We start from the raw sequence: 26995 nt of genomic DNA, 5'->3' as shown, positions 1-26995 counted from the left end.
GCAGGCCGCGCAGCGTGTTGATCCGCGCCGTGCGTGTTTCCATCCAGGCGCTGCGGCAGCGGTGCAACCCCTGGATCGCCTGGTGCTCGGTGGTCTTGACCGGCACCGGCAGAATCTCCGGGTTCTTCGCGGCTTCGAGCATCGCCAGACAGTCGGCCCGATCGGTCTTGTTGCGGCGTCGATACGCGCAGACGTACGGTACCGGCAGCAGCCGCACGGAATGGCCGAGCCGTTCCATCATCCGTGCCCAGTGATGCGCGCCGCCGCAGGCCTCCAGCACGAACGAGGCGCGCTCGCGCGTCGCCAGATACTCCGAGAACTGTGGCCGGTTCAGCCGTAGACGCCGCCGCACCTTGCCCGCCCCATCCGCCTCGGCTACCTCGAAAACCAGCTTTGCGGTATCCACCGCGATGAGCGTAGATTCCATGTCCGGACTCCTCCTGTTGGACAGCTGATGATTCGCATCTCCAGCTTGGCACTTCGATGCCGCTCAAAACAGCGGGAGGAGTCCATTCCATCACTCCAGTCGACGTCCCCGCTTCGCGGGGCCGCGCCTGAGTTAGGTCGTTGGGCGTAAAAGCCATGCCACTTGAAAATTACTATCCGGGAGATGCTGCTTTTACTACGTTCTCGGCGTGCTTCGAGGCGCAGTGGGCTGGCTTTCCCGAGAGAGCCAATCTTCTGGCGGCAGTTGGAGGCAGTGTTGAACTAGCTCGACCAATCGCGGCTAAGGTTGGGGCCAATTACTCAGCATGGCTTCAGAGTTCCATCGCCGCGCTTGACCGCACAACTCCAATTGAATGCTTGCGCTCATCCGCAGGCATCCAGAGACTTAAAACATGCCTAATGCGCATGCCGTAGTAGCGCCCAACAAGGTGCTCCAGTCGACCGGCCCGCTTCGCGGGCCGGCGCCTGAGCTTGGTCGTTGGGCGTAAAAATGGAATCAAAGCCAGATCAACTTCTGCACGTGATAGAAGAAGCTGCAGCGCTGATGCGCTCAGTCGGAGAGGATCATTGGGCCGGCTGGCTTGAGAAGGATGCGCGGTGGATTCGCGCCAGTGATTTTTATGGTGTGCAGCACTTCTATAGTGCCTTTGGTGGCATGGGCAGCATCACTGATCTGGTTATTCATCCGCTAAACAAGCATCGCGTAGCAGAGTCTGAAATTTCAGCTGTCAATGACCGCTTGCAATACTTACTCGGTCGCGGATACGAACTGGCTCAGGAGGTTCGCCGTGAAGAAGCTGGCGGTTAGTGCGCCCAACTACGCGCTCCAGCGCGACGTCTCCGCCTTCGGCGGAGCCGCGGCTGAGCTGAGGCGTTAGAACTCATGGGGCCACTGTTCTCTGTCGTTGTAGTTGCTATCGGGGCTGCCATCCATATGGCGGCAGCATTCGCAGTGCTTTGTCTGTTCCGGAAACCACGGCAAGCGCTGATGCTCGCAATTGCAGGCACTGTAGGAGCACTGCTGGGCGCGGGCGTGGCTGCCGTAGTGGCCATATCAGTGGTCGGCGTTGGTCAGACTCTGAGTTCCAGTTTTTCGGTTGTTCTGTATCTCGGCAGCCTCGGTCTCTCTGGCCTAGTAGGCGGCGCCCTAGCGTTACGCTTGGCTTCAAGTGTTCTAACTGTCACTTCAAGCCGACGTGCTGACGCACGCGGCTTAAGTTAGCGTTATACGTACCTCTAGGAGCAGCTAGTGGCTCAGTATTTACGAGACTCAAAAATTTTGAATGTAACGATCACAGAATCCCTGTTGGAGCAAATTGATCACTTGCTCAAGCAAAGGGCGATCGACACAAACCTAGCCCTAGATGGAACCGGCATGTCAGAAGCTGAGAAACAAGAGCACAGACTCTCGCTCTCCTATATCGTGCGGTTCGATGACAGAGGCTATCGGCTAAATGATGCAAACGAGGCGCTGAGGCATTACCAGCGGGCGTCCGACATCGAACGGGTGATATTCACACTTGATTCCGCTCGTAGCGAAAATACGAATCACAAACACGGCACTTATTTTGAGGTCCGCCTAGACTCAAAGAATGCGGACAATTGCTACGTTCAGGCTTCTTCCGAGGACAGTGACGTTGTCGATGCCGTGTTTAATGGCCTCATTGATATTCTTAAAAAAGCGGCAAATCGAAACGGCATTGCCAGAAACACTTGGACACAACTTCTCGTCCAAATTGTTGGCGTAGCCCTTGGGTTCATTATGAGCCTCGTGGCTGCCATTAAGATTGCCCCACAAATCGAAATAGAAAACGCGTTCGTAATTACGTTCATTTTTGCCTTCCTGATTTTCTCCAATGCATGGGGATTCATTCACGCCCAAGCTCAACGTCTTTTGGCTTATTCATTCCCCAACGTTCGCTTCGCTCGCTCAGGAAAGGAATCCTGGCACTGGCTGGTACAGACACTTATTGGTGGCCTTCTTGTTGCATTGTTCATATTCATCTTCACCAAGTTCACAGGATGGTTAGGCTCAGTTCTAAGCTCGTACGTAGCGGGTGGTTAGTACGCATAACAAGGCCTTGCAGTCCGACCCAATACCCGCCGCTTCGCTCTGGGTATTGGGCGGCTGAAGGCAGGCGTTGGGCGTCATGAAAGCCTTCCTCCACTCGCAATTCGCGCACTATCTTGTGTGGGCCAGTGGATTGTTGCTTTTTCTTGTCCTTAGGCCTGCACCGTGGAGCCCACCATTCATTGCCATCTTCACGGTAATAATGGCGCTGGGGCTGTCGCTCATGTGGCGCGCCAGAAAGGAAACTTTGGAGGCAAGGGCTGCCTTTACTGCTTGGCAAGCTCGCCTTCAGAGTCTCGCGGCGTCCATTGATGTAGAGGACGATGGTCACTTGTACGAGTGGCTTGACCCATCGCAGTGGCACGCAGTCTTTTTGAATCTTGAGAGCGTTCCCATTGAGGCACGGAGCTTACGTCGAGCCATTGAAGCGGTGGCACCGGAAGCCCTGTCATGATGCCGCCCAACCAGCGGTTCAACGCGACGTCCCTGCCCCGCTTCGCTGCGGCAGGTCCGCGCGTTAACCTGAGCGTTGGGCGTCGATAAACTGTGCATAGATATAAGGACTACTCAGTGAATTCACCCACTGTAATGCAACGACTTGGCTGGGTTGTATTGTCGTTCTTTGGTTTTGGCCTGCTCTGGGTTTCGGGAGAAAAGGCTTATGTTGCCCTCACAAACAAAGCACCTACTACGGTGGATATCGCGGATATCGGTAATGGCCCATTAAAAGCAAAGTGGATAGACGTGGTCGGAGGCGAGCTCGATCTCGCCGATGGTTTCTACAAATATCCTCCCGGGCAGCCTGAAACTATCCTGTCGCTGTTTATTCCATACCGTTCGGTTGGCAATCACAATTCGGAAATTCATGTGCTCGTAGAGACAAGTGATCCCCGCTACGTGCGGTTGTACCGAGAACTCGCAGAAGCGACGACACGCAGTTCCAAGGATGCTTTGCTCCGAGAAAGCGACGGTTTGCTTTCGCCTCCCTCTTTGAGGGGCTTAGTGCGTTTCGGTGTCGAAGATGATTTGGTCATAAAAGAGAAGCTAAAGGCGCTGTCAAGCAACGTACCGTCTGGTGTTGTCGTGTTGAACCTTGGAGAAGCTCCCGCTCCCTTGTCTGCGTCTTCACTTTCAGCGGTCGTCGGTATTGGAATTTTAGGCCTCGTTTTCGCGCGTCGGAAGACGTGGATGGCATGACGAGAGTTTCGCCCAACCAGTACATCCAGCCGACGTATTTGCCGCCGCTTCGCTGTGGCAAATGCGCGGCTGATGCCGGGCGTTGATATGACTACCGCCGTCAAGAACGAGAGATGAAGTTTTTGCGGTTTTCAGTTCATCTGGTTTTCCGAATCTTCTGAAGGCGGCGCAGCCAGCACGCTCGACGGTTGCTCACGCTGATATACGCGGGTTGGATACCGCAGTGCTGTGATCCGTCCATGCGCCTGCCGCGGTCTAGGCACGCGAGTCGGCGATGTTCTGCCGTCGCCCAACGCCAACGCGGATTGCGCATATTCACCGGGCTGCGCCGCCGTCGGAAGATTCGTGCTCCGGTCTGATTGCGGTCGAAGCTCGCGGGGCACCGTCTTAGGGTGTACCGTAGACAGGTCGACGGCCGTTGGCAGCTGACTCGCGACGCCCACACCTTGGCTCCGGTGCAGCCGTGAGAACAGCCGCCAGGAGACCGGATCAGCGTTCCGCCGCTGCCTTGCGGCGTCAACCCGACCGCCGGGTTCAAACGCCGGCGCAGCCATCCGATCAGGAGGATTCCGATGATCGATCCGGACGTGGTTTCCCGTCATTACACGCGCGGCGATCTGCTCGCCGCCCTCCGCAGCGGCGTCGCGAAGCTCGGCAAGACGCCGGAAACCCTCACCCTCGACGACCTCGCACCGGTCGACGAATTTCACATCGGCGGACGGATGGCGACGCGTGCGTTCCTCGATCAACTGGCGATCGGCGCAAACGATCGCGTGCTCGACATCGGCTGCGGCATCGGCGGCGCGAGCCGCTTTGCCGCGCAGACCTACGGATGCCAGGTCATCGGCGTAGACCTGACCGACGAGTATGTCGAAACCGGCAAGGTGCTTTGTGCCTGGCTGGGGCTGGACGCGAAAGTCGAGCTGTTGCAGGGCAGCGTGCTCGCCATGAATCTGCCGGACGCGAGTGTCGACAAGGCGTTCATGCTGCATGTCGGCATGAACATTCCGGACAAGGCGGCGCTGGCCGCGGAAGTCTGGCGCGTCCTGAAACCGGGCGGCGTCTTCGGCATCTACGACATCATGGAGGTCAATGCCGAACAGCTGGTCTTCCCGGTGCCGTGGGCCACGGTCGCTGCAGCGAGTTCGCTGGCGCCGCCGGAGGCCTACCGGCACGCACTGACTGGGGCCGGCTTCGAGATCGTCGGCGAGCGCAATCGCCGGGAATTCGCGCTGGAATTCTTCGAACGCCTGAAGACCGCGGCGGCGGCGGCGGGCGGCCCTCCCCCGCTCGGCCTGCATCTGCTGATGGGGCCCGACGCGCCGACCAAGGTGCAGAACATGATCGTCAACGTATCGCAGAACAAGGTGGCACCGGTCGAACTGATCGCGCGCAAGGCGCCGGCGTAGCCGGGCACCGCTCGGGCCGGATCGCCGCGGCGGTGGAAGACGCCCGGCGTTCGTGGCACCGTCGCTTGCGGCGGCGATTCACGTCCGGACCGGCGTTCGACACGGAGGCGCATGACAGAACATGGCGAGCATCAACGGAATTGCGCACATACAGCTTTCGGTCACGGACATGGCGCGCTCGGTGCCGTTCTACGAGCGCCTGCTCCACTCGCTGGAGATGTTCACGCTGGTCAAGAGTCCGGAATTCTTCTATTGCATCGGCGGCCGCACGGGCGTCGCGATTTCACCGGTCGATCCGGTGTTGAAGGATGTGGCGTTCGATCAGCGCCGCGTCGGCCTGCATCACCTGTGCTTTCGCGCCAGGAGCCGCGAGGACGTGGACGCCATTTACGAGACGGCGCTGGCACTCGAGGCGAAGATTGTCCGGGCGCCACGCGAGGATCACTGGGCGCCCGGTTACTACTCGGTGCTGTTCGAGGACCCGGACGGCATTCGCATCGAGGCGAACTTCGTGCCGGGCAAGGGGCATCTGGCGTGAAGCCGACGGCGCGGTGACCTGCGAGGCTCGCACTTCCCTCGGCTGCGCCCATCGGTTCATGCTTGCAGGACATCGGGGACGGGGATGCACATGAACATGAAAGCGTTACGCAGCGGTTTGCGGTTGTGGCTGTTTGTCGCCTGCTTTTTTTCGATGCCGGCACTGGCTCAGGATGCAACGCCGGGCGCGGCAGCCGACGTGGCGCCGGAGAAACGGGCGGAAATCGAAAAGCTGCTGGACCTGACCGGCGCGCTCAAGCTCGGCCAGCAGATGTCGGCGGCGATGGTGGCGCAGATGACCAATGTGTTGCGCGCCTCGCATCCGGACATCCCGCAGAAAGCGCTCGACGTGTTGCCGGAAGAGGTGAACGCGGTCGTGGCTGCGCATCTGGATACGTTCAAGGAGATGATGGTGGTCATCTATGCCGACAACTACAGCCTGGATGACATAAAAGGCCTCAACCAGTTCTATTCGACGCCGCTGGGGCAAAAGGTCATCAGCACCATGCCGACGGTCATGCAGCAGAGCATGGCCGTCGGTCAGCGGTGGGGCCAGTCGATGGGGCCGGAGATCGGGCGGCGCATCCAGGCCCGCTTCGCGAAGGACAACATCACGCTGTAGCATCGGGCGTCGCGCGCTTCGGGGCCATTTGCCGTTCGGCACGCGCCGCGGAATTTCCGGGCGGCTCGTGATCGCGGGGGCGCGAAGCGGCCATGCGATCCGGATGTGCGCCTTGCGCAAGGCGGAGGCGGCCGGCCCGCAAGCCGATTGCCGACCCGGGCGCGCCGGGCGGCAGCTCGTCCTGAGGGACGAGGCCCGATACGGCAGGCGCACTTAGCCTGCCGGAACCGCGGCCGACCGGCCCGGAATGCGGGGAGATCATGATGGCGGGAAAAGCGTCGGCTTTGGGCTTGATCGCAGTGGCCTATGTCCTGTGCGTCGCCGCAGCGGCGGCGGTGCTGTACGGCATGCAGATCGCGGCGCCCTGGAATGCGTTTGTCGCCGATGTCGCGGCGACCGTCGTGATCTTCGCGTTCAGCCGTGCCTACCGGAATTCCAGTTTCTACGATGCTTACTGGAGCGTGATTCCGCCGCTGCTGGCGCTCTGGTGGTTCAAGACCGGCGCAGCGGACATCAACACCACGCGCGCACTGCTGGTGATCGCGCTGGTCTGGTATTGGGCAATCCGCCTGACGGCGAACTGGGCAACGTTCTGGAGCGGCCTGCATCACGAAGACTGGCGCTATCCCATCGTCCGCCAGCGTGCCGGTCGCTACGCAGTGGCGGCGGACTTCGCCGGCATTCATCTGTTTCCGACGATTCAGGTCTTCCTCGGCTGCCTGCCGATCTACGCGGTGATGACACGCGGTCAGGCGCCGCTGGGCTGGCTCGACGCACTGGCGGCGATCGTCACCTTCGGCGCGGTCACGATCGAGATGGTTGCCGATCTGCAGCTGCACGCCTTCATCGCCACGCGACAGCCTGGAAGCTTCATCAAGACCGGTCTGTGGGCCTGGTCGCGTCATCCGAACTATTTCGGCGAAACCGGTTTCTGGTGGGGGCTGATGCTGTTCGGCCTCGCCGTGGCGCCCGATCAATGGTGGTGGATCGTGCCTGGCGCGCTGGCCATGACGGTGATGTTCGTGTTCGTCAGCATTCCGTTCATGGACGAGCGCAGTGTCGAGCGCCGACCAGCCTACGCCGACCACATGCGCAAGGTGTCGGCGCTGATCCCGCTGCCACCGCGCCGCTGATGTGAGGTTCCGGAGTTGATGATATTCAGTCAGCCGCCCCCACGCGTGGGAGCGGGCCGCGACGCGCGGAACGTCGGCCTGGCCGACGCCCCCTCCCTGCCCCTTCCTGGCAAGCGGCAGAGGGAATCGTGTTGCGCGATTTGCGGGACGTGACACAACGCTTCACCGCCACCGGAGTCTCGCCATGCCCCGTATCGATGTACCCGACGATCTCGGCAGCTGGATGGGTCTGCAGCCGCAGATGGCCGAAGGTCTGATCGCGCTCAGCGATGTGGTCTATGGCAAGAGCCGTCTGCCGCAGCGCGTGCACGAGCTGGCGCGCATGCGCATCGCGCTCGCCAACGAGTGCGAGGTCTGCCGCAACGCGCGCTATGCGCGTGACGGCGCTGAAGCCGATGGGCTCGATGCGGATTTCTACGCACACGTTGCCGACTGGCGCCAATGGCCCGGTTACAGCACGCGCGAGAAGCTCGCTGCGGAGTACGCCGAAGGCATTGCGCTCGATCACGTCGGCATGCGTGAAGATGCCGATTTCTGGCGCCGCCTGCGCGCCGGCTTCAACGACGCCGAGATCGTCGACCTGGCGATCTGCTGCGCACTCTGGCTCGGCACCGGCCGCACCATGCGCGCGCTCGATGTCGGTCAGAGCTGTGCGCTGACACTGGCGCGCAAGCACGTCGAACTCGCGTAAGCTCGCCGGCCGCATCCACCGGCCTGCCGCACATGGCGCTCACCGCGACGCTGTACACCCTGACGATCCAGCTCGCCGACATGGACCGCGGCGTCTATGCGGACTTCGAACTGCGCGTCGCGCGTCAGCCTTCCGAAACGGCGGAGTACATGCTGACCCGCGTGCTCGCCTACTGCCTCGAATACCAGGACGGTATCGTTCTGACCGAAGGCGTCGCGGCCGTCGACGAGCCCGCGGTTGTCGTGCGCGACCTGACCGGCCGCATCACGGCCTGGATCGAGATCGGCGCGCCGGACGCCGACCGTCTGCATCGCGGCAGCAAGCTCGCGGGCCGCGCTGCGCTGTACACGCATCGCGATGCCACGACCGTACTGGCGCAGTACGCCGGCCGCAAGATTCATCGCGCGGCGGAGATTCCGGTTTACGAACTGGGGCGGGCGTTCATCGGCAGTGTCGCGCCGAAGATCGAACGTCGCGCCAGGCTCGCCGTATCGGTCACCGAGCGCGAGCTGTATCTGGATCTCGACGGCACGCAGTACACGACGACGATCATCGAGCATCGCGCCCTGTAGGAGCGGTGCGAGCCGCACCCGAAGCACGCGGCGCATCGAGATCGCGAGACCTCGCCCCTGCTCGCTCAGCCGAGGTCGGACAGCCAGTCGATCGCCGTCCGTGGATCATCGCCGTTGCGCAGCACCCGCAGTTTGCCGGCGTCCCGAAGCTCGCTGCCGCGCGCCATGGTCACGCCGTGCTTCGGGCACAGATCCAGGCAGCCGCAGGGCACCACGCGCAGCCGCTTGCCCAGTCCGCGCGCCTTGAGGGCTTGCTTGAGCTGCTTGCGCAGCGGCGGCCCGCGCCACTCGTCCTTCTGGCGCTTCATGCACTTGCTGCACACAAACACGGCGTCGTCCCAGCTCGCGCGAGCGCGTGTCGGCAGCCGTCGCGCCGATGGCTTGTTGTCTGACCGTGCACCGTCCATGCATGCCAGCATCCCACGGCACGCCTGAACCCCGAGGAAACGCGTCCTGTGCCGAAAATCCCGGACCGGAGCCGATCCGGTCCATCATCGCCAGGCGGCACGGCGGTCGGCAGCCGCAGGCAAACGGCAGTTCGCATGGCCGCGCGCCGGCTGCTCGGGTCTGACCCTAGCGGGCCTTTTTCTTCTCGGCCTTCTTCGCCTTCTTTTCCTTCATCGTCAGCGCCGGCTTCTTCTTCTCGCTCTTCTTCGCATCCATGCCTTTGCTCATGTCGTCCTCTCGTGGGGCTGCACAGCGTGGAACATCGACAGCATCATTCGGCGGCCTGTTCGGCCTCGGCCGCATCGCGGCCCATCTGGCGGCGCTCGGCTTCGCGGCGTGCCTCCTCGATCTGCAGCAGCACACCGTCGACATCGGCGCTGCGCGCATCGTGGACGAAATGTCCGGTCAGCACGCTGTCCGGACGCAGTTCGCTGGCCTGATAGAGCTTCCATATTTCATGGGCGTATTCGGTCGCCAGCAGCTCCGGCGCGAAACGCCCGCAGTACGCGGTGATGTTGGCGACGTCGCGCGCCAGCATGCGGAACGCGTTGTTGTTGCCGGCCGCATCGACCGCCTGCGGCAGATCGATGATCACCGGCCCGACGGCGCCGAGCAGCACGTTGAATTCGGACAAGTCCCCGTGGATGAGGCCGGCGCACAGCATGCGCACGATCTGGCCGATCAGGAAGGCATGCCATTGGCGCGCCTCGTCCGGTGTCGGTTCGACATCATTGAGCCGCTGCGCGACCTCGCCGTCGGCATCGAGGATGCGCTCCATCACCAGCACGCCTTCGTAGTATCCGAAGGGGCGCGGCACGCGAACGCCGGCGGCGGTGAGGCGATAGAGCGCGTCGACCTCGGCGTTCTTCCAGGCGATTTCCTGCTCGCGCCGGCCGTGCCGGCTGCGCCGGCCCATCGCCCGCGCATCGCGGCTGCCGCGCGCCTTGCGGCCTTCCTGGTATTCGGCGAGCTTGTGAAAGCCGCGCTGCTCGGCGTCCTTGTAGACTTTCGCGCAGCGGATCTCGGACCCGCAGGCCACCAGATAGACCGCCGCTTCCTTGCCGCTCTTGAGCGGCCGGATCACCGCATCGACGATGCCGTCGTCGATCAGCGGCTGCAGCCCCTTGGGAATTTTCATGATGCATTGTGAACGATCCGCGGCCCCGGCATGCAGCCCGACGAACTGCTGACGCTGCTGTCGGCCTGGCTCGACGAGGAGGCCGACGAAACGGCGCTGCAGCGGGCCTGCGAGATGGCGCGCACGCAGACGCTCGAACTCGCTGCGCTGCTCGAATGGCTCGCGCGCTATCGCTGCGCGCCGGACCGCCGCGCCACCGCCCTGCGCGCCGTGCGCGCGGCGCTGCGTCTGCCGACCATGCCGGGCCCGGCCTGCCGCCGCGACCCGCCTCGCTGAGCCCGCGCGTCAGTGCGTGGCAACCGCGGCGATCAGCCTGCGCGCCAGCGCCACCAGCGCGGCGAGATCGGCCACCACGGCATCCGGCACATGTGGATGACGGACGGTGCCGGGGAAGATCTTGTCGATCCAGTGACGGTCCCAGCCGGCGCCGTTGTAGAACACCGCGCTGACGCCGGCCTCGCGCGCGGCGACGATGTCGGTCGTGCTGTCGCCGACATACCAGCACGTCAGGTCGACCGGCATCTGCAGGTCGTCGAGCGCCCGCAGCACCAGATCGGGATGCGGCTTGCGGCGCTCGACGTCGTCGCCGCAGACCATGGTGTCGAACAGCTCGTGCCAGCCGTCGCCATCGATCGTGTAGATCTCGTGCGCCATGAAACGGCGCGCGCGGTTCGACAGCACGCCGATGCGAATGCCGAGCGCCTTCAATGCCAGCAGCTGCCGGCGCGCATCGGCCTCCATCGGCTTGACCACGCCGAAATGCCGTTCGTAGCTCTTGTCGAACTCGCGATGGGCGATCGCCTTGGCATCCTGATCGTCGCCGAACAGCAGCTCGAAGATGTCGGTGCGCGAGATCTTGCGCTCGGCCTTGATCTTCGGATGCAGTTGCGCGTTCTCGCGCACGTATTTGACCAGCCTCGCATCATCGATGGTCTTGGACTTTCCCGGCGGCACGAGGCGCTCGATCAGCCCCAGCGGTGCCAGCCGCGGCATCACGTCGTCGAGCGCGTAGTACATCGCATCCATGGTGTCGGCGAGCGTGGCATGCCAGTCGAACAGGATGACGCGCGGATGCGCGTGGGGGATCTGCAGGATGCTCATCGGCGGAACTTCATCGTCGCTCGCCAGCCTCCGCATTCATCGCAAAGCCGTCAAGGTGTGGAAATCCCCAGTGCCGGCGTTTGACGCTATCGTCATGCCTTTCCGCTGCAGTGCCGATGACCGATGCCGGAATTGCCTGATCTGACTGTCTACCTCGAGCGCATCGAATCGCTCGCCGCAGGGCGTACGCTGAAACAGCTCCGCATCGCCAATGCGTTTGTCCTGCGCAGCGTCGCGCCGGCGCCCACCGCCTTTGCCGGCCGGCGACTGCTGGCAACACGGAGGATCGGCAAGCGCCTGGTGCTGTCGTTCGACGGCGGGTTGCATGCCGTCATGCACTTGATGATCCTCGGCCGCCTGCGCTGGACGAAGCCCGGTGCGGCCATACCGAAGTCGTCCGGTCTGCTCGCCTTCGACTTCGATCACGGCAGCCTGATGCTGATCGAACATGGCAGCAAGCGACGCGCATCCCTGCACCTGGTCGCGGGCGACTCCGCACTGTCGGATTTCGATCGCGGCGGTCTGGAGGTTCTGAGCGCAGACCCGGCACGGTTCGGCGCGGCACTGCGACGCGAAAATCACACGCTCAAACGCGCACTCACCGATCCACGCGTCGTGGCCGGGATCGGCAACGCGTACTCCGACGAAATCCTGCACCGTGCACGGCTCTCGCCCTTTCGGCAGACGCAAGCGCTGGCCGAGGACGAGATCGCACGTCTTTTCGACGCGACCTGCGCGGTCCTGGGCGAGTGGACACAGCGCCTGCGCGCCGAAACCGGCGACGGCTGGCCGGAAAAAGTGACGGCGTTCCGACCTGAAATGGCCGTGCATGGCCGCTACAAGCTGCCGTGCCCCGACTGCGGCGCACCCGTGCAGCGGATCGTCTACGCCGACAACGAGGCGAACTACTGCGCGCGCTGCCAGACCGGCGGCCGCCTGCTCGCCGACCGCGCACTGTCGCGCCTGCTCAAGGCCAACTGGCCGAAGACGCTGGACGAACTGGAACGCTGAGCCGGCCGAACTTGCCTGTCGCTGTTCTCGCAATGTTTGAACTGGAAATCTTGCGATTTCCCGATAGTATTCGCGAACGCTACGCACGCCACACAGCGAGAATCAGGGAAAACCAGTCATGTATTTCATGCGACAGCGCCTTTTCGCTTGCCTTTGCGCGTTTGGTCCGTTCACTTTCACCAGCAGCTCGGCCCTGGCCGCATCGCCTTTTGATATCGACTCATCGTTCGGATCGAACGGCGTCTCGACGATCCCCCAACAGCAAATTGGATTTATCGAAAGCTATCGACTTGCCACCGACAGTGATTCAAATGTGTACACCGTAAGCAGCAATTTCAACGGCACGAACTTCATCACCAAGCGTCTCGCGACCAACGGTCAGCTTGATCCAAATTTCGGCAACGGCGGCATTATCACCACCTCCCTGGCTCCGAACGCCACCTTTGATCGCGTCTGCGTCGATGATGCAACTCACGATGTCGTGCTTCTCGGCTACGCCAGTACTCAGAGCGGCGAAGTCGTTCAAACGGTACGGCTGACGAGCACCGGCACCCCGGTATCGAGTTGGGGGGACAATGGAATCTCCTCCATCGATACGCCGGGCAATGCTGCATTCGCCTATGGATGTGTCTTCCGATCGAACGGCAGTGCTCTTCTGTTCGGCGCTGATTCCTTCCCGGCCAGCAATTCGCCGAACGAAGGGCAGCGTGGTTTTGTCGCGCAACTGAACGCTTTCGGCAATCTCGACACGGCTCAATCGGCACCGTTGACGATGGTCGAGATTCCGGAAAATGTCGTTCATCACAATCTCGCGTTCACGACGATCACTCTGTCTGCCGACGGCTCGTATTTCGTTGGGGGCACCGCGTACGACACCGATTACAGCGATAGCGATATTGGCCTGATCAAATTTGCAGCGGATAACACGATTGACAGTTCATTTCACGATGGCGCGCTTGTCATTGTGGATTTGGGCGGAGACACCGACAAGCTGGCTGGACTCCTGGAAAATGCCGACGGCAGCGTTACGGGCGTCGGAGTTGATCTGTTCAACAACCCGGATATTGATTTTTTTATCGGACGATTTCGTGCTGACGGAAGCCTCGACAGTAACGGCCAGCAGGAAAAATTTGTCACGCTACCAAAAGGGGCAGTCGCCGAATCTGTCGCACTTGACCCGACGGGTCGCATATTGGTCGGCGGTCCCTTTGATGATGAAAACGGTGGAAGCTACGAGGGGGCCGTTCGTCTTCGTGGCGTCAAGGCGAGCAATGCCGGCGGCGGCCTCAACGGAGGTGGCAGCGGCGGCGGTAGTCTCAGCGCGAGCATGGCCTTGGTGCTAATGCTGTTTTCGTTAGCCAAAATCGCCACTGGATTTCGCGTTCAAATCGGCAAAGCGTCAGGCCTTCTATGATCTCGCGCGACATTTTGGGCATGCCCAGTGAAAATCGCCCTTGATCACGACTTCATCCGCCGCCAGTTCCCCGCGTTTGCCGAGCCCAGTCTGCGAGAGCAGGCCTTCTTCGAGAACGCCGGGGGGTCCTACGCCTGCCGACAGGTGATCGATCGGCTCGGCGAGTATTACCGGCGGCTGAAAGTGCAGCCCTACCACGCCTATCCGGCAGCACAGGAGGCCGGCGCCTGGATGGATGCGAGTTACCTGCGGCTCGCCGGCTATCTCGGGGTGGCGGCCGACGAAGTGCAGTTCGGCCCATCGACTTCGCAGAACACTTACGTGCTGGCGCAGGCGTTCCGCCGGCAGTTGAAGCCCGGCGACGAAATCATCGTCACCGATCAGGACCACGAGGCCAACGGCGGCGTCTGGCGGCGTCTGGCGGCCGACGGCGTCGTCGTTCGCGAGTGGTGCGTGGATCGCGGCAGCGGCAGCCTCGATCCGCAGGCGCTCGACCCGCTGCTCAGCGAGCGCACCAAGCTGGTGGCGTTCACGCATTGCTCGAACCTGCTCGGCGAAATCAATCCGGTGGCGACGATCTGCGCAAAAATTCGCAAGGCCGGCGCGACCAGCATCGTCGACGGCGTGTCGTTCGCGCCGCACGGTCTGCCGGACGTCGCGGCGCTCGGCGCCGATGTCTATCTGTTTTCGGCCTACAAGACCTTCGGCCCGCATCAGGGCGTGATGGTGATCCGGCGTCCGCTGCTCGACGCGCTCGGCAACGAGGCGCACTACTTTCACGCGCCGATGCCGCACCGACGTTTCGTGCCGGCCGGACCCGACCACGCCCAGGTCGCGGCGCTGTGCGGCGTCGCCGAATACTTCGACGCGCTCGACCGCCATCACGGCGGCGGTGACGACGAGGGCCGTGCGGCGCGCGTTCGCGCGCTGCTGCAGGGTGGCGAAGCGGATTGCGTGCAGACCCTGCTCGACTTCCTTGCGGCGCGGCGCGACCTGCGCCTGCTTGGCCCGCGCCGTGCGTCTGCACGCGCGGCGACGATCGCCTTCGTGCCGGCCTCGCGCACGCCGCTGGAGCTGGTCGAAGCCCTGGCCGCGCAGGGTGTGATGATCGGCAGCGGCCACTTCTATTCGGTGCGGCTCTGCGAGGCGCTCGGCATCGATCCGGCGCGCGGCGTCGCGCGCGTCTCGCTGGTCCACTACAACAGTCCGACCGAGGTCGAAAAGCTGCTGCGCGCGCTCGACGCGACGCTGGCCGGCTGAAGCGCCGCGACGCGCACCCCGTTATCCTGTCGCGCCGATCCCGACGCCCGACGCCGAACCCGTCCCGCTCATGTCCTACCAGCACATCCAGTTGCGCGCGACCGGCGGCCCCGAACAACTGCAGCTCGTCGAGGAAGCGACCCTGCCGCAGCCCGGCCGCGGCGAAGCCCGCGTGCGCGTGCTGGCGGCCGGTGCCGGATTCACCGATACCATCATCCGTCGCGGCAATTACCCGGGCGTGCGCAAGAAGCCGCCATTCACGCCGGGTTACGACTATGTCGGCGTGGTCGATGCAATCGGCGACGGCGTGGAAAACCTGCGCATCGGCCAGATGGTCGCCGACATGCCGGTGATCGGCGGCTACACGCAGTATCTGGTGCGTGCCGCCGATCGGCTGGTGCCGGTGCCGGACGATCTCGATCCCGCGCTCGCGGTCTGCATGCCGCTCTCCTATCTCACCGCCTGGCAGATGCTCAAGCGTGTGGCGCGCGTACGCGGCGGCGAGCGCGTGCTGATCCACGGCGCGTCCGGTGCGGTCGGTACCGCGCTGCTGGAACTCGGACAGATGCTGGACCTGCAGATGCTCGGCACCAGCCAGGCTGCGAAGTTCGCGGTGCTGGAACGCTACGGCTGCATTCCGATCGATTATCGAAATGATGATTTCGTCGCGCACGCGCAGGCCGTCGGCGGTGTCGATATCGTGCTCGATGCGATCGGCGGTGCGCACTGGACGCGCTCGATGCGCTGCCTGCGGCGCGGCGGCCGTCTGATCGGCTATGGCGCCCACAACATCGCGCGTGACGACGATTCGCTGCCGGACGTGCTGCTCGGCTTCTTCAAGCTGTTCGTCTGGTGGAAGCTGCGCCCGGACGGACGCCGGACGACGTTCTACAACATCCAGACCCGCCGCGAGAAAAGGCCGCGGGATTTCGCGGACGATCTCGGCGAGTTGTTCGGCCTGCTGAAAGACGGCTCGCTGTCGCCGCTGATTGCCGGCCGCTGGCCACTGGCGGATGCGGCGAAGATCCACACGCGCATCGATGCCGGCGAATTCACCGGCAAGTGCGTGCTCTTGCCGTTTGCCTGAGCGGAAGCCCGAGATGAGCGTCGAATGCCTGGTGTATCGCTGCGCACGACAGCCGGAAATGTACCTGTACGTTCGCGCCGGCCTGGGCCACGACCAGCTGCCGGAAGCGCTGATCGCGCGCACCGGCCGGCTCACCGAAGTGATGAAACTGACGCTGACGCCCGAACGCAAGCTTGCACGCGTCGATGTCGGCAAGGTCATCGAGCAATTGCAGGCGAGTGGTTATTTCCTGCAGATGCCGCCGCCCGAGATCATCAACGCCCATCTGCATTTCGGCGACTGAGCGCATCCGCACTCCGAGTCGCCGGAATCGGACCGGCGCTTGCGATCGTCGGCCATTGCCTGAACACTGGACCTCCATGTTCACGCGAGCTTTCGCAAAGGAATGCCGATGCCGCAGACCATCATCACCGTCCACCTGCCAAGCCACCGCCGCACGACGCTGAAGATCGAGCACGACAGTGCCGAGGCCAGCCAGGCCTACGACGCCCAGATCGGCGGCTACCTCGCCTTTCTGCGCACGGAAGGGCGGAAGGCCGGGTTCAGTGTCGAGTCGGACGAGCGCGACTGGGGGCCGATCTTCTCGATCGCCGAAACCGATCACGCCGCCAAGAAGGCCGCCCACGACTGGCTGAACACGCAACCCGATTTCTGGAACTGGATTCCGTCCGCATGATCATCGTTCACCACCTCAACAACTCCCGCTCGCAGCGCGTGCTGTGGCTGCTCGAGGAGCTGGAGATTCCCTACGAGGTCAAGCGCTACGAGCGCAACCCGAAAACCATGCTGGCGCCGCCGGAACTGCTCGCGGTGCATCCGCTCGGCAAGTCGCCGGTGATCACCGACGGCGCCGTCACGGTCGCCGAATCCGGCGCGATCTTCGAATACATTCTCGAACGCTACGGCAACGGCCGCCTGCAGCCGCAGCCCGGCACGCCCGAACGGCTGCGCTACAACTACTGGATGCATTACGCGGAAGGCTCGCTGATGCCGCTGCTGGTGATGAAGCTGGTGCTCAGCCGCGTCGCGCCCGGTACGCCGGCGCTGCTGCGACCGCTGGCCCGCGCGATCGTCGGCGGCATCGACAAGGGCTTCCTCGGACCGAACCTGAAAACGCACCTGGATTACGTCGACGCCGAACTCGGCAAGCACGCCTGGTTCGTGGGCGAAACCTTCAGCGCCGCCGACATCCAGATGAGCTTCGACTGCGAAGCCGCGGCCTCGCGCGGCGGACCGGTGTCGCGCACGCACATCGCCGCGTTCATCGAGAAGATCCACGCACGCCCCGCCTATCAGCGGGCCCTGCAGCGCGGCGGGCCGTTCCGGCTATAGGGCCCGTCGACGCGAATTGCATCGCGGTGGCCGAATCTGCTTTGCCGCCGCGCAAGGAATGAGCAGTGCCATGTACCGGACGGGCATCAGCGACGAAAGACGCCACGATGCGGTAGAGCAGGTCGGCCCCTCCGGGCTGCCGTCCGGCGAGCCGCCGGCCCGCGCGCCGACGAATGGTGCTGCCGGCGACTGCATCCGTGCTTAAGGTGTCGTGAAGGGTCTACCGGCGAGGAGAACGTCATGCGCAAGATCGCCCTGTTCTGTCTGATTGCCGTGCTGCTGGTGCCGCAACTCTGCCGCGCGGCGAGCTGCAGCGACACGATCGATGTCAACGCCGCCGTGCTGGCCGACGGCTTCGCCGCCGATCTCGGCAACAGCCGGCACTACAGCTCGCAGATCACGGCCGCCAATGTCGCTATGCTGCAGGCGGCCTGGGCCGACGTCGCCGACGGCGTCACCGAAAGGCGCGGCGCCGCAGCCGTCACACAGCAGGCGGTGTTCTTCTCGGCCGGACGGCAGATCATCGCCGCGAACCGCCGCAGCGGCTGCCGTTACTGGAGCTACAGCATTCCGGCGAAGACCACGCCGCTGGTCGGCAGCAACGCCGTGCGCTTGTCGGCGATCTATTTCCTGCCGCCGCAAGGCTCGCACCCTGCCTTGGTCTACGCCGGCGATTTCTACGGCAACTTCTACGCGCTCGACGCGGCCAGCGGTACGCTGCGCTGGTCGCGCTTCATCGGCAGCGAAGCCGAACATCACATGATCACCGGCGCGCCGCAGGTCTACGACGGCAAGCTGATCGTGCCGGTGTCGAGCAAGGAAGTGCTGTCGACCCTGTTCGAGACACGGCCCTGCTGCTCCAGCCACGGCCTGCTGCAGGTGCTCGATCCGTACAGCGGCGCCACGCTGTGGACCTACGACACGACAGCCGCCGCGCGTCTGCAGTTGCGCACCGGCAAGCAGGCGCCGAACGGCGCCACGCTCTGGGGCACGCCGGCCATCGACCCGCAGCGGCGGCGCATCTACATCGGCACCGGCCAGAACCTGACGCCGCCGACCACCGACAACTCGGACGCGATACAGGCGCTCGATCTCGACAGCGGCGCCGTGTTGTGGACCTTCCAGGCCACCGCCGGCGACGCCTACAACGTGTCCTGCGGCGTGGCGCTGCTGGCGACGCTGGACTGCGTGCGGCCGGCCGGCCCCGACGCCGACTTCGGCGCACCGCCGATGCTCGTGCATCTGGCGGGCGGCGGCGATGCCGTGATCGCCGGCGCAAAGAACGGCGTCGTCTATTCGCTGAACCCGGACAGCGGCGCCCTGAACTGGTCGCGCCGCCTCGGCCAGGGCGGCTCGCTCGGCGGCATCCACTGGGGCATGGCCAACGACGGCACGCGCATCTACGCGGCCGTCAGCGACGTCACCGTCAACAAGGTCTCGGGCCTGACGGCCGGCAAGCTGCTCGGCTCCAACGAGATCGCAACGGTCGACGGTGCGCAACCCGGCATCTATGCGCTGGACGCCGCGAGCGGTGCGCTGCAGTGGGCCATCCACCCGACGCATGTCTACGACGGCGTGGCGACGCCGTCGATCTATTCGGCGGCACTGACGGTCAGCAACGATCTGCTGTTTGCCGGCGCGCTCGACGGCGAGCTCAAGGCCTTCCGCACCAGCGATGGTGCCGAGCGCTGGTCGTACGACAGCAAGGTCGCGATCACCGGCGTCGACGGCACCGCAGGACATGGAGGCACGATCGATTCGGTCGGCGCGATCACCGCCGGCGACACCCTGCTGCTGAACTCCGGCTATGACAGCTTCGGCGACAGCAATCGCTATCAGGCCGGCCCCGGCAATGTATTGATGGTCTGGCGCCTGCCCTCACCCTGAGCACGAGCACACATGCAGAAAACGCGATCCGACGCACCGTGGAAACGTCCGAAACCGGCCGGCAGATCGTCGGCCCTCGGTGCCGCGCAGAAGGCCGCCGCGCGTGAACGCGCCGCCGCGGCCGGCCGCCGTTACCCGAACCTGGTCGACAACATGTGGGCGGCGCGGCATGTCGCGAAAGACGAATGAACGACGACACGACGACCCTCGCGTCGTTCGAGCCCGTCATCCATCGCGCTGCGGCGGCCGTCGAGTATCGCAGCGAGGAGCGCTGCTTCATCACCGAACTGGCGAATCATGCGAATGACCCTGCGCTGTCGATCGCCCGGGCACGCGTAAGCCCCGGTGAGACCACGCGCTGGCATCGCCTGCACGGAATCGCCGAGCGCTACCTGATCGTCGCCGGGCGCGGCACCGTCGAGGTCGGCGAGCTTGCGCCGACGAGCGTGGTTCCGGGCGATGTCGTGGTGATTCCGCCGGGGCTGCGCCAGCGCATCCGCGACGACGGCGACGAGGACCTGCTGTTTCTCGCCATGTGCACGCCGCGCTTCGTCTGGTCGGCCTACGAGGATATCGACGCAGCGCAGCCTGCCTGAAGTGCAGCCGGCATCCATGCGTCCGGCACGGCCGTAGTGACCAGCAGGCCCTGACCGGATGATCCGTTCATGCATGTGCGTTCTCTGCTGTTGCTGATATCGGTCGCGCTTGCCGGCTGCGCGACGACGACACAGCCGCCGATCGCCACGGTGGCGCACGTCGATCTGCAGCGCTACGTCGGCGACTGGTACGTGATCGCCAACATTCCGCCGTGGATCGAGAAAGGCGCCGTCGATTCGATCGAGCATTACGATCTGAAGACCGGCGGCGAGACGCCGGAGATTCCGACCACGTTCACCTATCACGAGAAGCGTCCGGACGCGCCGCTCAGGACGCTGCATTCGACGGCCTATGTCGTCGACCGGCAGAGCAACGCCGAATGGGGCGTGCAGTTCATCTGGCCGTTCAAGGCCGAGTATCTGATCGCCTGGCTGGCCGACGACTACTCGCAGGTGATCGTTGCGCGCAACAAGCGCGACTACGTCTGGTACCTGTCACGCACGCCGAGCGTATCGGACGCCGACCTCGAAGCCGCCAGGATGCGCATCGCGCGAATGGGCTACGACCCGGGCAAGCTCAACATCGTGCCGCAGCGGCAGAACCATCGCTGAGATCCATCCGCGCTGCAGGCAGCCGACGCGAGCCGGCCGCCTGCAGGGGTTGTCAGAAGGTGTACTGCAGATTGACCGACACGGCGTCGATGTGGGTGTCGACGCTGTAGTCGTCGCCGTTTCCGGCATCGCCGTTGAGCCGGAAGCGTTCGTACTCGAGACGCAGATCGACGTTGTCGCTGAGGTCGGCACGCGCACCGACACCCCAGAAGAAGTCGGTGCCGTCACTGCTGACACGGCTGGTGTTGGACAGCGCGCCACGCAGATGCGCGTCGGTATTCCAGAACAGGGCGCCCGCCTTCGCGTACGGCTGGATGTAAGGCAGCGGAATGTCGGCCACCAGTGCCGCGGTCCAGCCATCGGCCTCGACGCGCGCAGTGCTGTTCTCGGCCTTGCCGAAATCGATGTACTGACCCTCCAGCGAAATGACCGGATTCAGGCGGAAGCCCGCGAACGCCTTCCACGACACGCGGTCGTCGTCGAAGTCGTCGGCATTGAAATTCTGGCCGCTGAAATTGTTGTCGAGCCGCGTGTAGATCGCGCCGCCGCCGATGAACACCCCGGGTTCCTGATGCGGCGTCTGCTGGGCGAATGCCGGCATCGGCACGACCATCACGCCGCCGACGGCGATCAGCGGCCACATGAGTTTCCACTTGTACATGACGTCCTCCTTGGACTCTCGCTTTCACGCATGCATCCGTGCATGTCGCGCAACGACGGTGCCGGCCTGGCACTGAATCGGTCCTGAACTTTGTCCGCCACCCGTTCGCAGTAGGCAGCCGCGCCGCCGGCCGCGCAGGATGCGGGCAGCGCAAGCCGCGCTGCCGAGGATGGTGCCCATGTCAAAGTCCTGGTCGCTTGCCGACATGCCGTCGCTGGCCGGCAAAACCGCGCTCGTCACCGGCGCCAATCGTGGTCTCGGCCGCGAGATCGCGACGGCGATGGCCGGTGCCGGCGCGCGCGTGGTCGCGGCCGGCCGCAACGCGGAACGCATGGACGCGACGGTCGCCGACATCCGCCGCGTCGCGCCGCAGGCGGACCTCACGGCGATGACCGTCGATCTCGCCGATCTGGCATCGATCCGCGCGTTCGCCGACCGTTTCAAGAGCGCGCACGCACGGCTCGACATCCTCGTTCACAACGCGGCGGCGATCATGGTGCCGCAGGCTCTGACGCGCGACGGCTTCGAGATGCACATCGGCACCAATCATCTCGGGCCGTTCGCACTGACCGGCCTGCTGCTCGATGTGCTGCGCGCCGCACCGCAGGCCCGCGTGGTCAGCACCGGCAGCCTCGCGCACCGCATGAGCAGCGGGCTCGATCTCGACGACAGCCACTACACCCGGCGGCCCTACAAGGAAATGGACGCCTACGGCGCGAGCAAGATCGCGGCACTGAGTTTCACCTTCGAGCTCGACCGTCGCCTGCGCCGCGCCGACCTGCCGATCCTGTCGGTCGCCGCCCATCCGGGCTATACCGCGACCAACGACGACATCGGCAATGTCTTCATGCGCCTGGCGACGCGACTGTTCGCGCAGAAGCCGGCGATCGGCGCCCTGCCGGCGCTGTACGCGGCGACCGCACCGGGGATTCGCGGTGGCGACTACATCGGCCCGTCCGGCTTCAAGGAGCTCGGCGGACCACCGCGGCCGGTCAGCGCCAGCGATGTCACCCACGATCCGGCAATCGGCGCGCAGCTCTGGCAGTGGTCGCAGTTGCAGACCGGCGTACAGTATCTGGACGCCACTTCGTCGGAGTAAGCGATGTCCGTGGTTCGCCGTATCGTTCTCGCACTGGTGTTCGGCTGGTTCTTCTTCGGCAGCATCGGCCACTTCGTCGATGCGAGCTTCTTCGCCGGGCTGGTGCCGCCGTACATTCCGTTTCCGCGAGCCGCGGTCGCGATCAGCGGCACCTTCGAAATGCTCGGCGCGATCGGCCTGCTGTTCGCCAGGACGCGGCAAGCCGCGGGCATCGGCCTGATCGTGCTGACGATCTGCGTCACCCCCGCCAACCTGAACATGTGGCTGCACCGGGACCTGTTCCCGCAGTTCCATCCGACCTTCATCACCGTGCGCCTGATGCTGCAGCCGCTGCTGCTGCTCGGCATCTGGTGGAGCAGCAGACGCCGCGACATCGCGGCCGGCTGAGCCGAATCGGGGGTCTCCAACTCCAGACTGCAGGTCCGACTTACATTCGGCTTCGTCGCCGCTCGAATGGCATCTTTCTTAAAAACGGTTCACTATTTCGTCATCAAATTTCCGAAGAACCAATAAGTAGCGTCGGCACTCCACCCGTTGCAAGAAATGAGGAAATCGAAATGGCAATCGTCGGAAAGAACCTGCTGCTGGTCTCCGTTGTTTTGGCTGGCTTCGCTATGCCGACCTTCGCTGATGACTCCGCAGGCAACGGCAGTTCGGGCAGCGGCGGCAGTTCGGATGACAATCGCTCGCTTACCCAGCAAGGGGCCGATCTTGTACAGAGCGCTGGCGAAGGAACTTGGGTGCAGCCAGCCACCGACGCCGTCGCGAATCAGATTCGGCAGCTTGATGATGGCAATGACGGCAACTAGCTGAAGTTCAGCAAGAAGCGCCCAACCCGTTGCTGAGAGCAGTGCGCTGATTGGCACAGCGGTCCGCATCGCGGGTGACACCGAACAACACAGTGCATCCAACTCGACGGAGCCGGTTTGCCTTCGTTGACATGTGGGCACCGCTCGCCGAGAGACAAGGTGGAAAGCTGATTGTTGCGGCGCCGACGACAGACGCTGTTTTTTATATCGGGGAAGACTCACCGGCTGCCATCGATGCGCTACGTACGCTCGTAACGAACATCATGGCCCGCGCACCGAATCGTTTGTCCGATTTGCTGCTCCGTTGGAACCCGTCCGGCTGGGAAGTGGTGCATTGAAGTGTCACGCCGCCCACCGGCATCAAGTACCACTCTGAAGGCCGTCACCCATTTCGGGCGCCAGACTCGAACCCGACATGCCGATCGAACGAAGGCAGGCGGCCATTTTCCAAGCTTGCGAGATCCCATGTTCAAGACCCTGATTTGCCGCACATCGCTGCTGCGCCATCTGGCCCTCCCGGCAATGCTGCTGCTCGCCGCACCGCTGGCGCGCGCCGACGCGACAGCGAGTCCCGACCTGCGGGCCGAAGTCGTGGCCACCGAGCGGGCATTCGCGCAGACCATGGCCGATCGCGATCACGCGGCTTTCGCGCGCTTCGTGGCCGACGACGCGATCTTCATCAACGGAGCCGGTGCGCTGCGCGGCAAGGCGGCGATCGCCGCGGCCTGGCAGAAGCTGTACGCCACGCCGCAGGCGCCGTTTTCGTGGGCGCCGTCGCTGGTCGAGGTCAACGACGCCGGCACGCTGGCGATCAGCCGCGGCCCGGTGTACGACCCGTCCGGCAAGCTGGTGTCCGGCTTCAGTTCGATCTGGCGGCGCGACGCACCTGGCGTCTGGAAAATCATCTTCGACCAGGGCACCGACGTGCGTGCCTGCGATCTCGAGGCAAAACCCTAGGCACCGCGACCTGCGCGCGCATCGCTCCGGCGGCCCGCGCGGCGGGGCGGGAAATCCCCCAGCACGACTCAATGTCGCGATCGGCCGTGCCACAATCTGCCGGTCCACGGCCCGCAAGGCCGCAAAAAAACAGGGAGCCCCCACCATGAGCGCATCCGCGCCGGCCGTCCCGCAGCTGTCGCTGCGCGCCATCATTCTGTCGATGCTGCTGGCGATGATCCTCGCCGCCGCCAATGCCTATCTCGGCCTGTTTGCGGGCCTGACGATCGCCACCGCGATTCCGGCGGCGGTCGTGTCGATGGCGGTGCTGCGCGTGCTCGGCGGCGGGTCCATCCTCGAGAACAACATCGTGCAGACCGGTGCCTCGGCCGGCTCGTCGATCGCCGCCGGCGTGATCTTCACGATCCCGGCACTGATCATTCTCGGCTACTGGCACGACTTCAAGTATTCCTGGGTGCTCGCGATCGCCGGCCTCGGCGGCCTGCTCGGCGTGCTGTTCTCGGTGCCGTTGCGGCGCACGATGATCGTCGAGGACCCGCTGGCATTTCCGGAAGGCAAGGCCGCCGCCGAAGTGCTCAAGGCCGGCGAAAATCCCGGAGGCGGCGTCAAGACCCTCGCGTTCGCCGGCGTGGTCGGCTCGCTGATCAAGCTGGCAGCGGCCAGCGGCCTGAAGCTGATCCCGGACGCGGCGATCGGCTCGACCTTCTTCGGCCGCTACTTCGCGTTCATGGGCACCAACCTGTCGCCGGCCCTGCTCGGCGTCGGTTACATCGTCGGCCTCAACGTCGGCATCGTCGTTGTCGCCGGCAGCATCCTGTCGTGGAACATCGCGATCCCGATCTACCACGCGTACTTCCTGAATTCCGATCCGGAACTGGCGGCGAAGATCGCCGGCGCCGGCGCTGCCGACATCGGCTATGCGATCTGGAACGCCAAGATCCGCTATCTCGGCGTCGGCGCAATGCTGATCGGCGGCATCTGGACGCTGTTCTCGCTGCGCAAGTCGCTGGCGTCCGGCATCAAGAGCGGTCTCGCCGCCGCACGCAAGAACGTCGGCGCTGCCGCGATCGCGGAAGTCGATCGCGACCTGCCGATGAAGTGGATGCTGATCGCGCTGGTGGTGTTCACGATCCCGCTCGCCCTGCTGTACCAGGCGATCGTCGCCAACTGGCTGGTCAGCATTCCGATGACGCTGATCATGATCGTCGCCGGCTTCCTGTTCGTGTCGGTGTCCGGCTACCTGGCCGGCCTGGTCGGCTCGTCGAACAATCCGGTGTCCGGCATCACGATCGCGACCATCCTGTTCGCGTCGATGGTGCTAATCGTGCTGCTCGGTCGCGATTCGCCGATCGGTGCGGTCGCCGCGATCATGATCGGCGCCGTGGTCTGCTGCGCGGCGGCGGTCGGCGGCGACAACCTGCAGGATCTCAAGGCCGGTTATCTGGTCGGCGCCACGCCGTGGAAGCAGCAGCTGATGCTGTGCATCGGCGCATTTTCCTGCGCGCTGGTGATGGCGCCGGTGCTCAACCTGCTGGCCGCCGCCTACGGCATCGGCGCACCGACGCCGGAACATCCGAATGCGCTGGCCGCACCGCAGGCCAATCTGATGGCCTCGGTCGCCAAGGGCATGTTCGGCGGCCATCTGCCGTGGACGATGATCGAACTCGGCGCGGTGATCGGCGCGCTGACGATCGCGCTCGACGAGTGGCTGAAGAAACGCGGATCGAGTTTTCGCGTGCCGGTGCTCGGCGCGGCGATCGGCATCTACCTGCCGCTGGAACTGATGGTGCCGATCTTCCTCGGCGGCCTGCTCAATCATCTGGTCGCGCGCAAGCATCCGGATGCAGTGAGCGAAGAGGCTCGCGACCGCATCCACCAGCCGGGCACGCTGTTCTCGGCCGGCCTGATCACCGGCGAGGCGCTGACCGGTATCATCATCGCGATTCCGATCGTCGTCTCCGGACGTGCCGACGTGCTCGCCCTGCCCGACACCTTCCAGTTCGGCCAGTTCGTCGGCCTGATCGTGCTCGCCGTCGTCGCCTGGCTGCTGTACCGCAGCGGGGCCAAAGCGCAGGGTTGAGCACGCTCGTTCAGCGGCGGTGCGGGCCGCAGCCGCAGACTGCGCCGATGATCAAGAAAACCCTGACGGCGCTGGTGCTCGCGGCGCTCAGCGGCGCTGTGCAGGCGGATGCGAGCCTGAACTTCGTCGACCCGGCCAGCGGTGCCTGGCAGTCACGGATCAGCGTGGCCGGCGATCGCCTGCGCGTCGATGCCGCTGGCGCGGTCGGCGGTTCCTACGTCGTGCTCGACCTGCGCACGCGGACGCTGACACAGATCGATCCGGCCGCGCGCGCGACGAGCAGCAGCAGCATCGAACAGGTGCAGACCCTGGTGCGCAGCATCACGCAGGCCGCCGATCCGGCGAGCCAGCCGCTGCTGCAGCTCGCGCTCGAAAACCTGCCGGACGCGCAACGCACGCAGGCCGAATCGCTGCTGCGCCAGTCGCAACGCGACGAGGTGATTCCCTACGCGGCGACCGATCGGCATGACCAGGTCGCCGGTTATCCGTGCACGATCTACCGGCAGCAATCGGATACCGGCGACCGTCGCGAAGTCTGTGCGGCCGCGTACGGCGATCTGAAACTGGCGCCCGGCGACACGCGCACGCTGCAGACCGCACTCGGCCTGTTGCGCGACACCGGCGGGCCCTGGCTGCGCGTGGCTGAAGTGCCCGGCCTGCCGATCCGCTACGCCGGCAGCTACGGCGGACAGGCCTACGCCGGCAGCGGACAGCTGCAGTCGATCTCGCATGCCGCGTTACCGGTCGCGAATTTCGACGATCCGCCGGGCTATCGCATCATCTCGCTGTTCGACATGCTGTCGTTGATGGGCGAGGCGCGCTGAT

Annotated in this window: 33 protein-coding genes; 28 read left to right on the top strand and 5 right to left on the bottom strand. The window is 64.4% G+C overall.

What is annotated here, in order from left to right:
• A partial coding sequence (locus G7Y85_RS08165) for an IS110 family transposase (protein ID WP_166254618.1) occupies nucleotides 1-427 on the bottom strand: 427 nt, incomplete at its 3' end.
• Nucleotides 428-937: 510 nt separating this feature from the next.
• On the opposite strand from G7Y85_RS08165, the gene G7Y85_RS08155 reads away from it, so the two are divergent.
• From G7Y85_RS08155 to G7Y85_RS08110, 10 genes are all read left to right on the top strand, one after another.
• Complete coding sequence (locus tag G7Y85_RS08155) at nucleotides 938-1255, top strand: DUF6966 domain-containing protein (RefSeq protein ID WP_166254612.1); 318 nt, start codon at nucleotides 938-940, stop codon at nucleotides 1253-1255.
• 441 nt (nucleotides 1256-1696) lie between these two features.
• A complete protein-coding gene (locus G7Y85_RS08150; RefSeq protein ID WP_166254609.1) occupies nucleotides 1697-2512 on the top strand; it encodes a hypothetical protein in 816 nt (271 codons plus the stop codon).
• 85 nt (nucleotides 2513-2597) lie between these two features.
• The gene (locus G7Y85_RS08145) at nucleotides 2598-2972 is read left to right on the top strand and encodes a hypothetical protein (RefSeq protein WP_166254606.1); all 375 of its coding nucleotides are present in this window, start codon (nucleotides 2598-2600) and stop codon (nucleotides 2970-2972) included.
• Nucleotides 2973-3088: 116 nt separating this feature from the next.
• Entirely contained in the window at nucleotides 3089-3715 is a 627-nt protein-coding gene (locus tag G7Y85_RS08140; RefSeq protein WP_166254603.1) for a hypothetical protein, read from the top strand.
• Between the two features lie 572 nt (nucleotides 3716-4287).
• On the top strand, nucleotides 4288-5124 hold the full coding sequence (locus G7Y85_RS08135; protein WP_166254600.1) for a class I SAM-dependent methyltransferase: 837 nt from the start codon (nucleotides 4288-4290) through the stop codon (nucleotides 5122-5124).
• A gap of 121 nt (nucleotides 5125-5245) precedes the next feature.
• Nucleotides 5246-5662 (top strand): VOC family protein, encoded by a 417-nt coding sequence (locus tag G7Y85_RS08130; protein ID WP_166254597.1) that lies wholly within the window; start codon nucleotides 5246-5248, stop codon nucleotides 5660-5662.
• 90 nt (nucleotides 5663-5752) lie between these two features.
• A complete protein-coding gene (locus tag G7Y85_RS08125) occupies nucleotides 5753-6283 on the top strand; it encodes a DUF2059 domain-containing protein (RefSeq protein WP_166254594.1) in 531 nt (176 codons plus the stop codon).
• Nucleotides 6284-6546: 263 nt separating this feature from the next.
• Complete coding sequence (locus G7Y85_RS08120; protein WP_166254591.1) at nucleotides 6547-7416, top strand: DUF1295 domain-containing protein; 870 nt, start codon at nucleotides 6547-6549, stop codon at nucleotides 7414-7416.
• Nucleotides 7417-7600: 184 nt separating this feature from the next.
• Nucleotides 7601-8107, top strand: a complete 507-nt coding sequence (locus G7Y85_RS08115) for a carboxymuconolactone decarboxylase family protein (RefSeq protein ID WP_166254588.1) — start codon at nucleotides 7601-7603, stop codon at nucleotides 8105-8107.
• Between the two features lie 32 nt (nucleotides 8108-8139).
• Nucleotides 8140-8679: a YaeQ family protein gene (locus G7Y85_RS08110; protein WP_166254585.1), complete on the top strand. Its 540-nt coding sequence runs from the start codon at nucleotides 8140-8142 to the stop codon at nucleotides 8677-8679.
• Between the two features lie 65 nt (nucleotides 8680-8744).
• On the opposite strand, the gene G7Y85_RS08105 is transcribed toward G7Y85_RS08110, so the two are convergent.
• Nucleotides 8745-8987: a (2Fe-2S) ferredoxin domain-containing protein gene (locus tag G7Y85_RS08105; RefSeq protein WP_206675527.1), complete on the bottom strand. Its 243-nt coding sequence runs from the start codon at nucleotides 8985-8987 to the stop codon at nucleotides 8745-8747.
• Between the two features lie 410 nt (nucleotides 8988-9397).
• On the bottom strand, nucleotides 9398-10264 hold the full coding sequence (locus G7Y85_RS08100; protein ID WP_166254579.1) for a PA4780 family RIO1-like protein kinase: 867 nt from the start codon (nucleotides 10262-10264) through the stop codon (nucleotides 9398-9400).
• A 30-nt stretch (nucleotides 10265-10294) separates the two neighbouring features.
• Between G7Y85_RS08100 and G7Y85_RS08095 the strand changes: the two genes are divergently transcribed.
• Nucleotides 10295-10540 carry a hypothetical protein gene (locus G7Y85_RS08095; protein ID WP_166254576.1) on the top strand — a complete coding sequence of 82 codons (246 nt, stop codon included), beginning with the start codon at nucleotides 10295-10297 and terminating at the stop codon, nucleotides 10538-10540.
• 9 nt (nucleotides 10541-10549) lie between these two features.
• Here the strand turns inward: G7Y85_RS08095 and G7Y85_RS08090 are convergent, their stop codons facing one another.
• Entirely contained in the window at nucleotides 10550-11365 is an 816-nt protein-coding gene (locus G7Y85_RS08090) for an HAD family hydrolase (RefSeq protein ID WP_166254573.1), read from the bottom strand.
• Between the two features lie 123 nt (nucleotides 11366-11488).
• Here G7Y85_RS08090 and G7Y85_RS08085 point away from each other — a divergent pair, with 123 nt between their 5' ends.
• The 11 genes from G7Y85_RS08085 (at nucleotide 11489) to G7Y85_RS08035 (ending at nucleotide 20564) form a co-directional block, all read left to right on the top strand.
• Nucleotides 11489-12376 (top strand): Fpg/Nei family DNA glycosylase, encoded by an 888-nt coding sequence (locus G7Y85_RS08085; RefSeq protein WP_166254569.1) that lies wholly within the window; start codon nucleotides 11489-11491, stop codon nucleotides 12374-12376.
• Nucleotides 12377-12494: 118 nt separating this feature from the next.
• Nucleotides 12495-13790 (top strand): NHL repeat-containing protein, encoded by a 1296-nt coding sequence (locus G7Y85_RS08080; protein ID WP_166254566.1) that lies wholly within the window; start codon nucleotides 12495-12497, stop codon nucleotides 13788-13790.
• 27 nt (nucleotides 13791-13817) lie between these two features.
• A complete protein-coding gene (locus G7Y85_RS08075; RefSeq protein WP_206675525.1) occupies nucleotides 13818-15050 on the top strand; it encodes an aminotransferase class V-fold PLP-dependent enzyme in 1233 nt (410 codons plus the stop codon).
• A gap of 70 nt (nucleotides 15051-15120) precedes the next feature.
• On the top strand, nucleotides 15121-16137 hold the full coding sequence (locus tag G7Y85_RS08070; protein ID WP_166254563.1) for a medium chain dehydrogenase/reductase family protein: 1017 nt from the start codon (nucleotides 15121-15123) through the stop codon (nucleotides 16135-16137).
• A 13-nt stretch (nucleotides 16138-16150) separates the two neighbouring features.
• Entirely contained in the window at nucleotides 16151-16420 is a 270-nt protein-coding gene (locus G7Y85_RS08065; protein ID WP_166254560.1) for a YcgL domain-containing protein, read from the top strand.
• Between the two features lie 108 nt (nucleotides 16421-16528).
• Nucleotides 16529-16813, top strand: a complete 285-nt coding sequence (locus tag G7Y85_RS08060; protein ID WP_166254557.1) for a hypothetical protein — start codon at nucleotides 16529-16531, stop codon at nucleotides 16811-16813.
• The gene (locus tag G7Y85_RS08055) at nucleotides 16810-17469 is read left to right on the top strand and encodes a glutathione S-transferase family protein (RefSeq protein ID WP_166254553.1); all 660 of its coding nucleotides are present in this window, start codon (nucleotides 16810-16812) and stop codon (nucleotides 17467-17469) included. Before G7Y85_RS08060 ends, G7Y85_RS08055 begins: the two co-directional genes overlap by 4 nt.
• A gap of 240 nt (nucleotides 17470-17709) precedes the next feature.
• Nucleotides 17710-19356: an outer membrane protein assembly factor BamB family protein gene (locus tag G7Y85_RS08050; protein ID WP_166254550.1), complete on the top strand. Its 1647-nt coding sequence runs from the start codon at nucleotides 17710-17712 to the stop codon at nucleotides 19354-19356.
• Nucleotides 19357-19368: 12 nt separating this feature from the next.
• Entirely contained in the window at nucleotides 19369-19545 is a 177-nt protein-coding gene (locus G7Y85_RS08045) for a hypothetical protein (protein ID WP_166254547.1), read from the top strand.
• Nucleotides 19542-19952, top strand: a complete 411-nt coding sequence (locus G7Y85_RS08040; RefSeq protein ID WP_166254544.1) for a cupin domain-containing protein — start codon at nucleotides 19542-19544, stop codon at nucleotides 19950-19952. The genes G7Y85_RS08045 and G7Y85_RS08040 overlap by 4 nt, the downstream gene beginning before the upstream one ends.
• Before the next feature lie 69 nt (nucleotides 19953-20021).
• Nucleotides 20022-20564, top strand: a complete 543-nt coding sequence (locus tag G7Y85_RS08035; protein ID WP_166254540.1) for a lipocalin family protein — start codon at nucleotides 20022-20024, stop codon at nucleotides 20562-20564.
• A gap of 52 nt (nucleotides 20565-20616) precedes the next feature.
• Here G7Y85_RS08035 and G7Y85_RS08030 read toward each other — a convergent pair whose 3' ends face one another.
• Nucleotides 20617-21225, bottom strand: coding sequence for a porin family protein (locus G7Y85_RS08030; RefSeq protein WP_166254537.1), 609 nt, complete (start codon nucleotides 21223-21225; stop codon nucleotides 20617-20619).
• 178 nt (nucleotides 21226-21403) lie between these two features.
• Between G7Y85_RS08030 and G7Y85_RS08025 the strand changes: the two genes are divergently transcribed.
• The 6 genes from G7Y85_RS08025 (at nucleotide 21404) to G7Y85_RS08000 (ending at nucleotide 26994) form a co-directional block, all read left to right on the top strand.
• Nucleotides 21404-22324 carry an oxidoreductase gene (locus tag G7Y85_RS08025; RefSeq protein WP_166254534.1) on the top strand — a complete coding sequence of 307 codons (921 nt, stop codon included), beginning with the start codon at nucleotides 21404-21406 and terminating at the stop codon, nucleotides 22322-22324.
• A gap of 3 nt (nucleotides 22325-22327) precedes the next feature.
• Nucleotides 22328-22711, top strand: coding sequence for a DoxX family protein (locus G7Y85_RS08020; protein WP_166254531.1), 384 nt, complete (start codon nucleotides 22328-22330; stop codon nucleotides 22709-22711).
• 170 nt (nucleotides 22712-22881) lie between these two features.
• Nucleotides 22882-23133 carry a hypothetical protein gene (locus G7Y85_RS08015; RefSeq protein WP_166254528.1) on the top strand — a complete coding sequence of 84 codons (252 nt, stop codon included), beginning with the start codon at nucleotides 22882-22884 and terminating at the stop codon, nucleotides 23131-23133.
• Nucleotides 23134-23598: 465 nt separating this feature from the next.
• Nucleotides 23599-24090 carry a YybH family protein gene (locus G7Y85_RS08010; RefSeq protein ID WP_241696062.1) on the top strand — a complete coding sequence of 164 codons (492 nt, stop codon included), beginning with the start codon at nucleotides 23599-23601 and terminating at the stop codon, nucleotides 24088-24090.
• Nucleotides 24091-24235: 145 nt separating this feature from the next.
• A complete protein-coding gene (locus tag G7Y85_RS08005; RefSeq protein ID WP_166254525.1) occupies nucleotides 24236-26170 on the top strand; it encodes an OPT family oligopeptide transporter in 1935 nt (644 codons plus the stop codon).
• Nucleotides 26171-26217: 47 nt separating this feature from the next.
• The gene (locus G7Y85_RS08000) at nucleotides 26218-26994 is read left to right on the top strand and encodes a hypothetical protein (RefSeq protein ID WP_166254522.1); all 777 of its coding nucleotides are present in this window, start codon (nucleotides 26218-26220) and stop codon (nucleotides 26992-26994) included.
• Nucleotide 26995: the final 1 nt, after the last annotated feature.

The organism is Solimonas terrae (assembly GCF_011067135.1).
GTDB lineage: Bacteria > Pseudomonadota > Gammaproteobacteria > Nevskiales > Nevskiaceae > Solimonas > Solimonas terrae.
The sequence above is the reverse complement of the archived record's forward strand: the minus strand, read 5'-3'. Positions and strand labels throughout refer to the sequence as shown.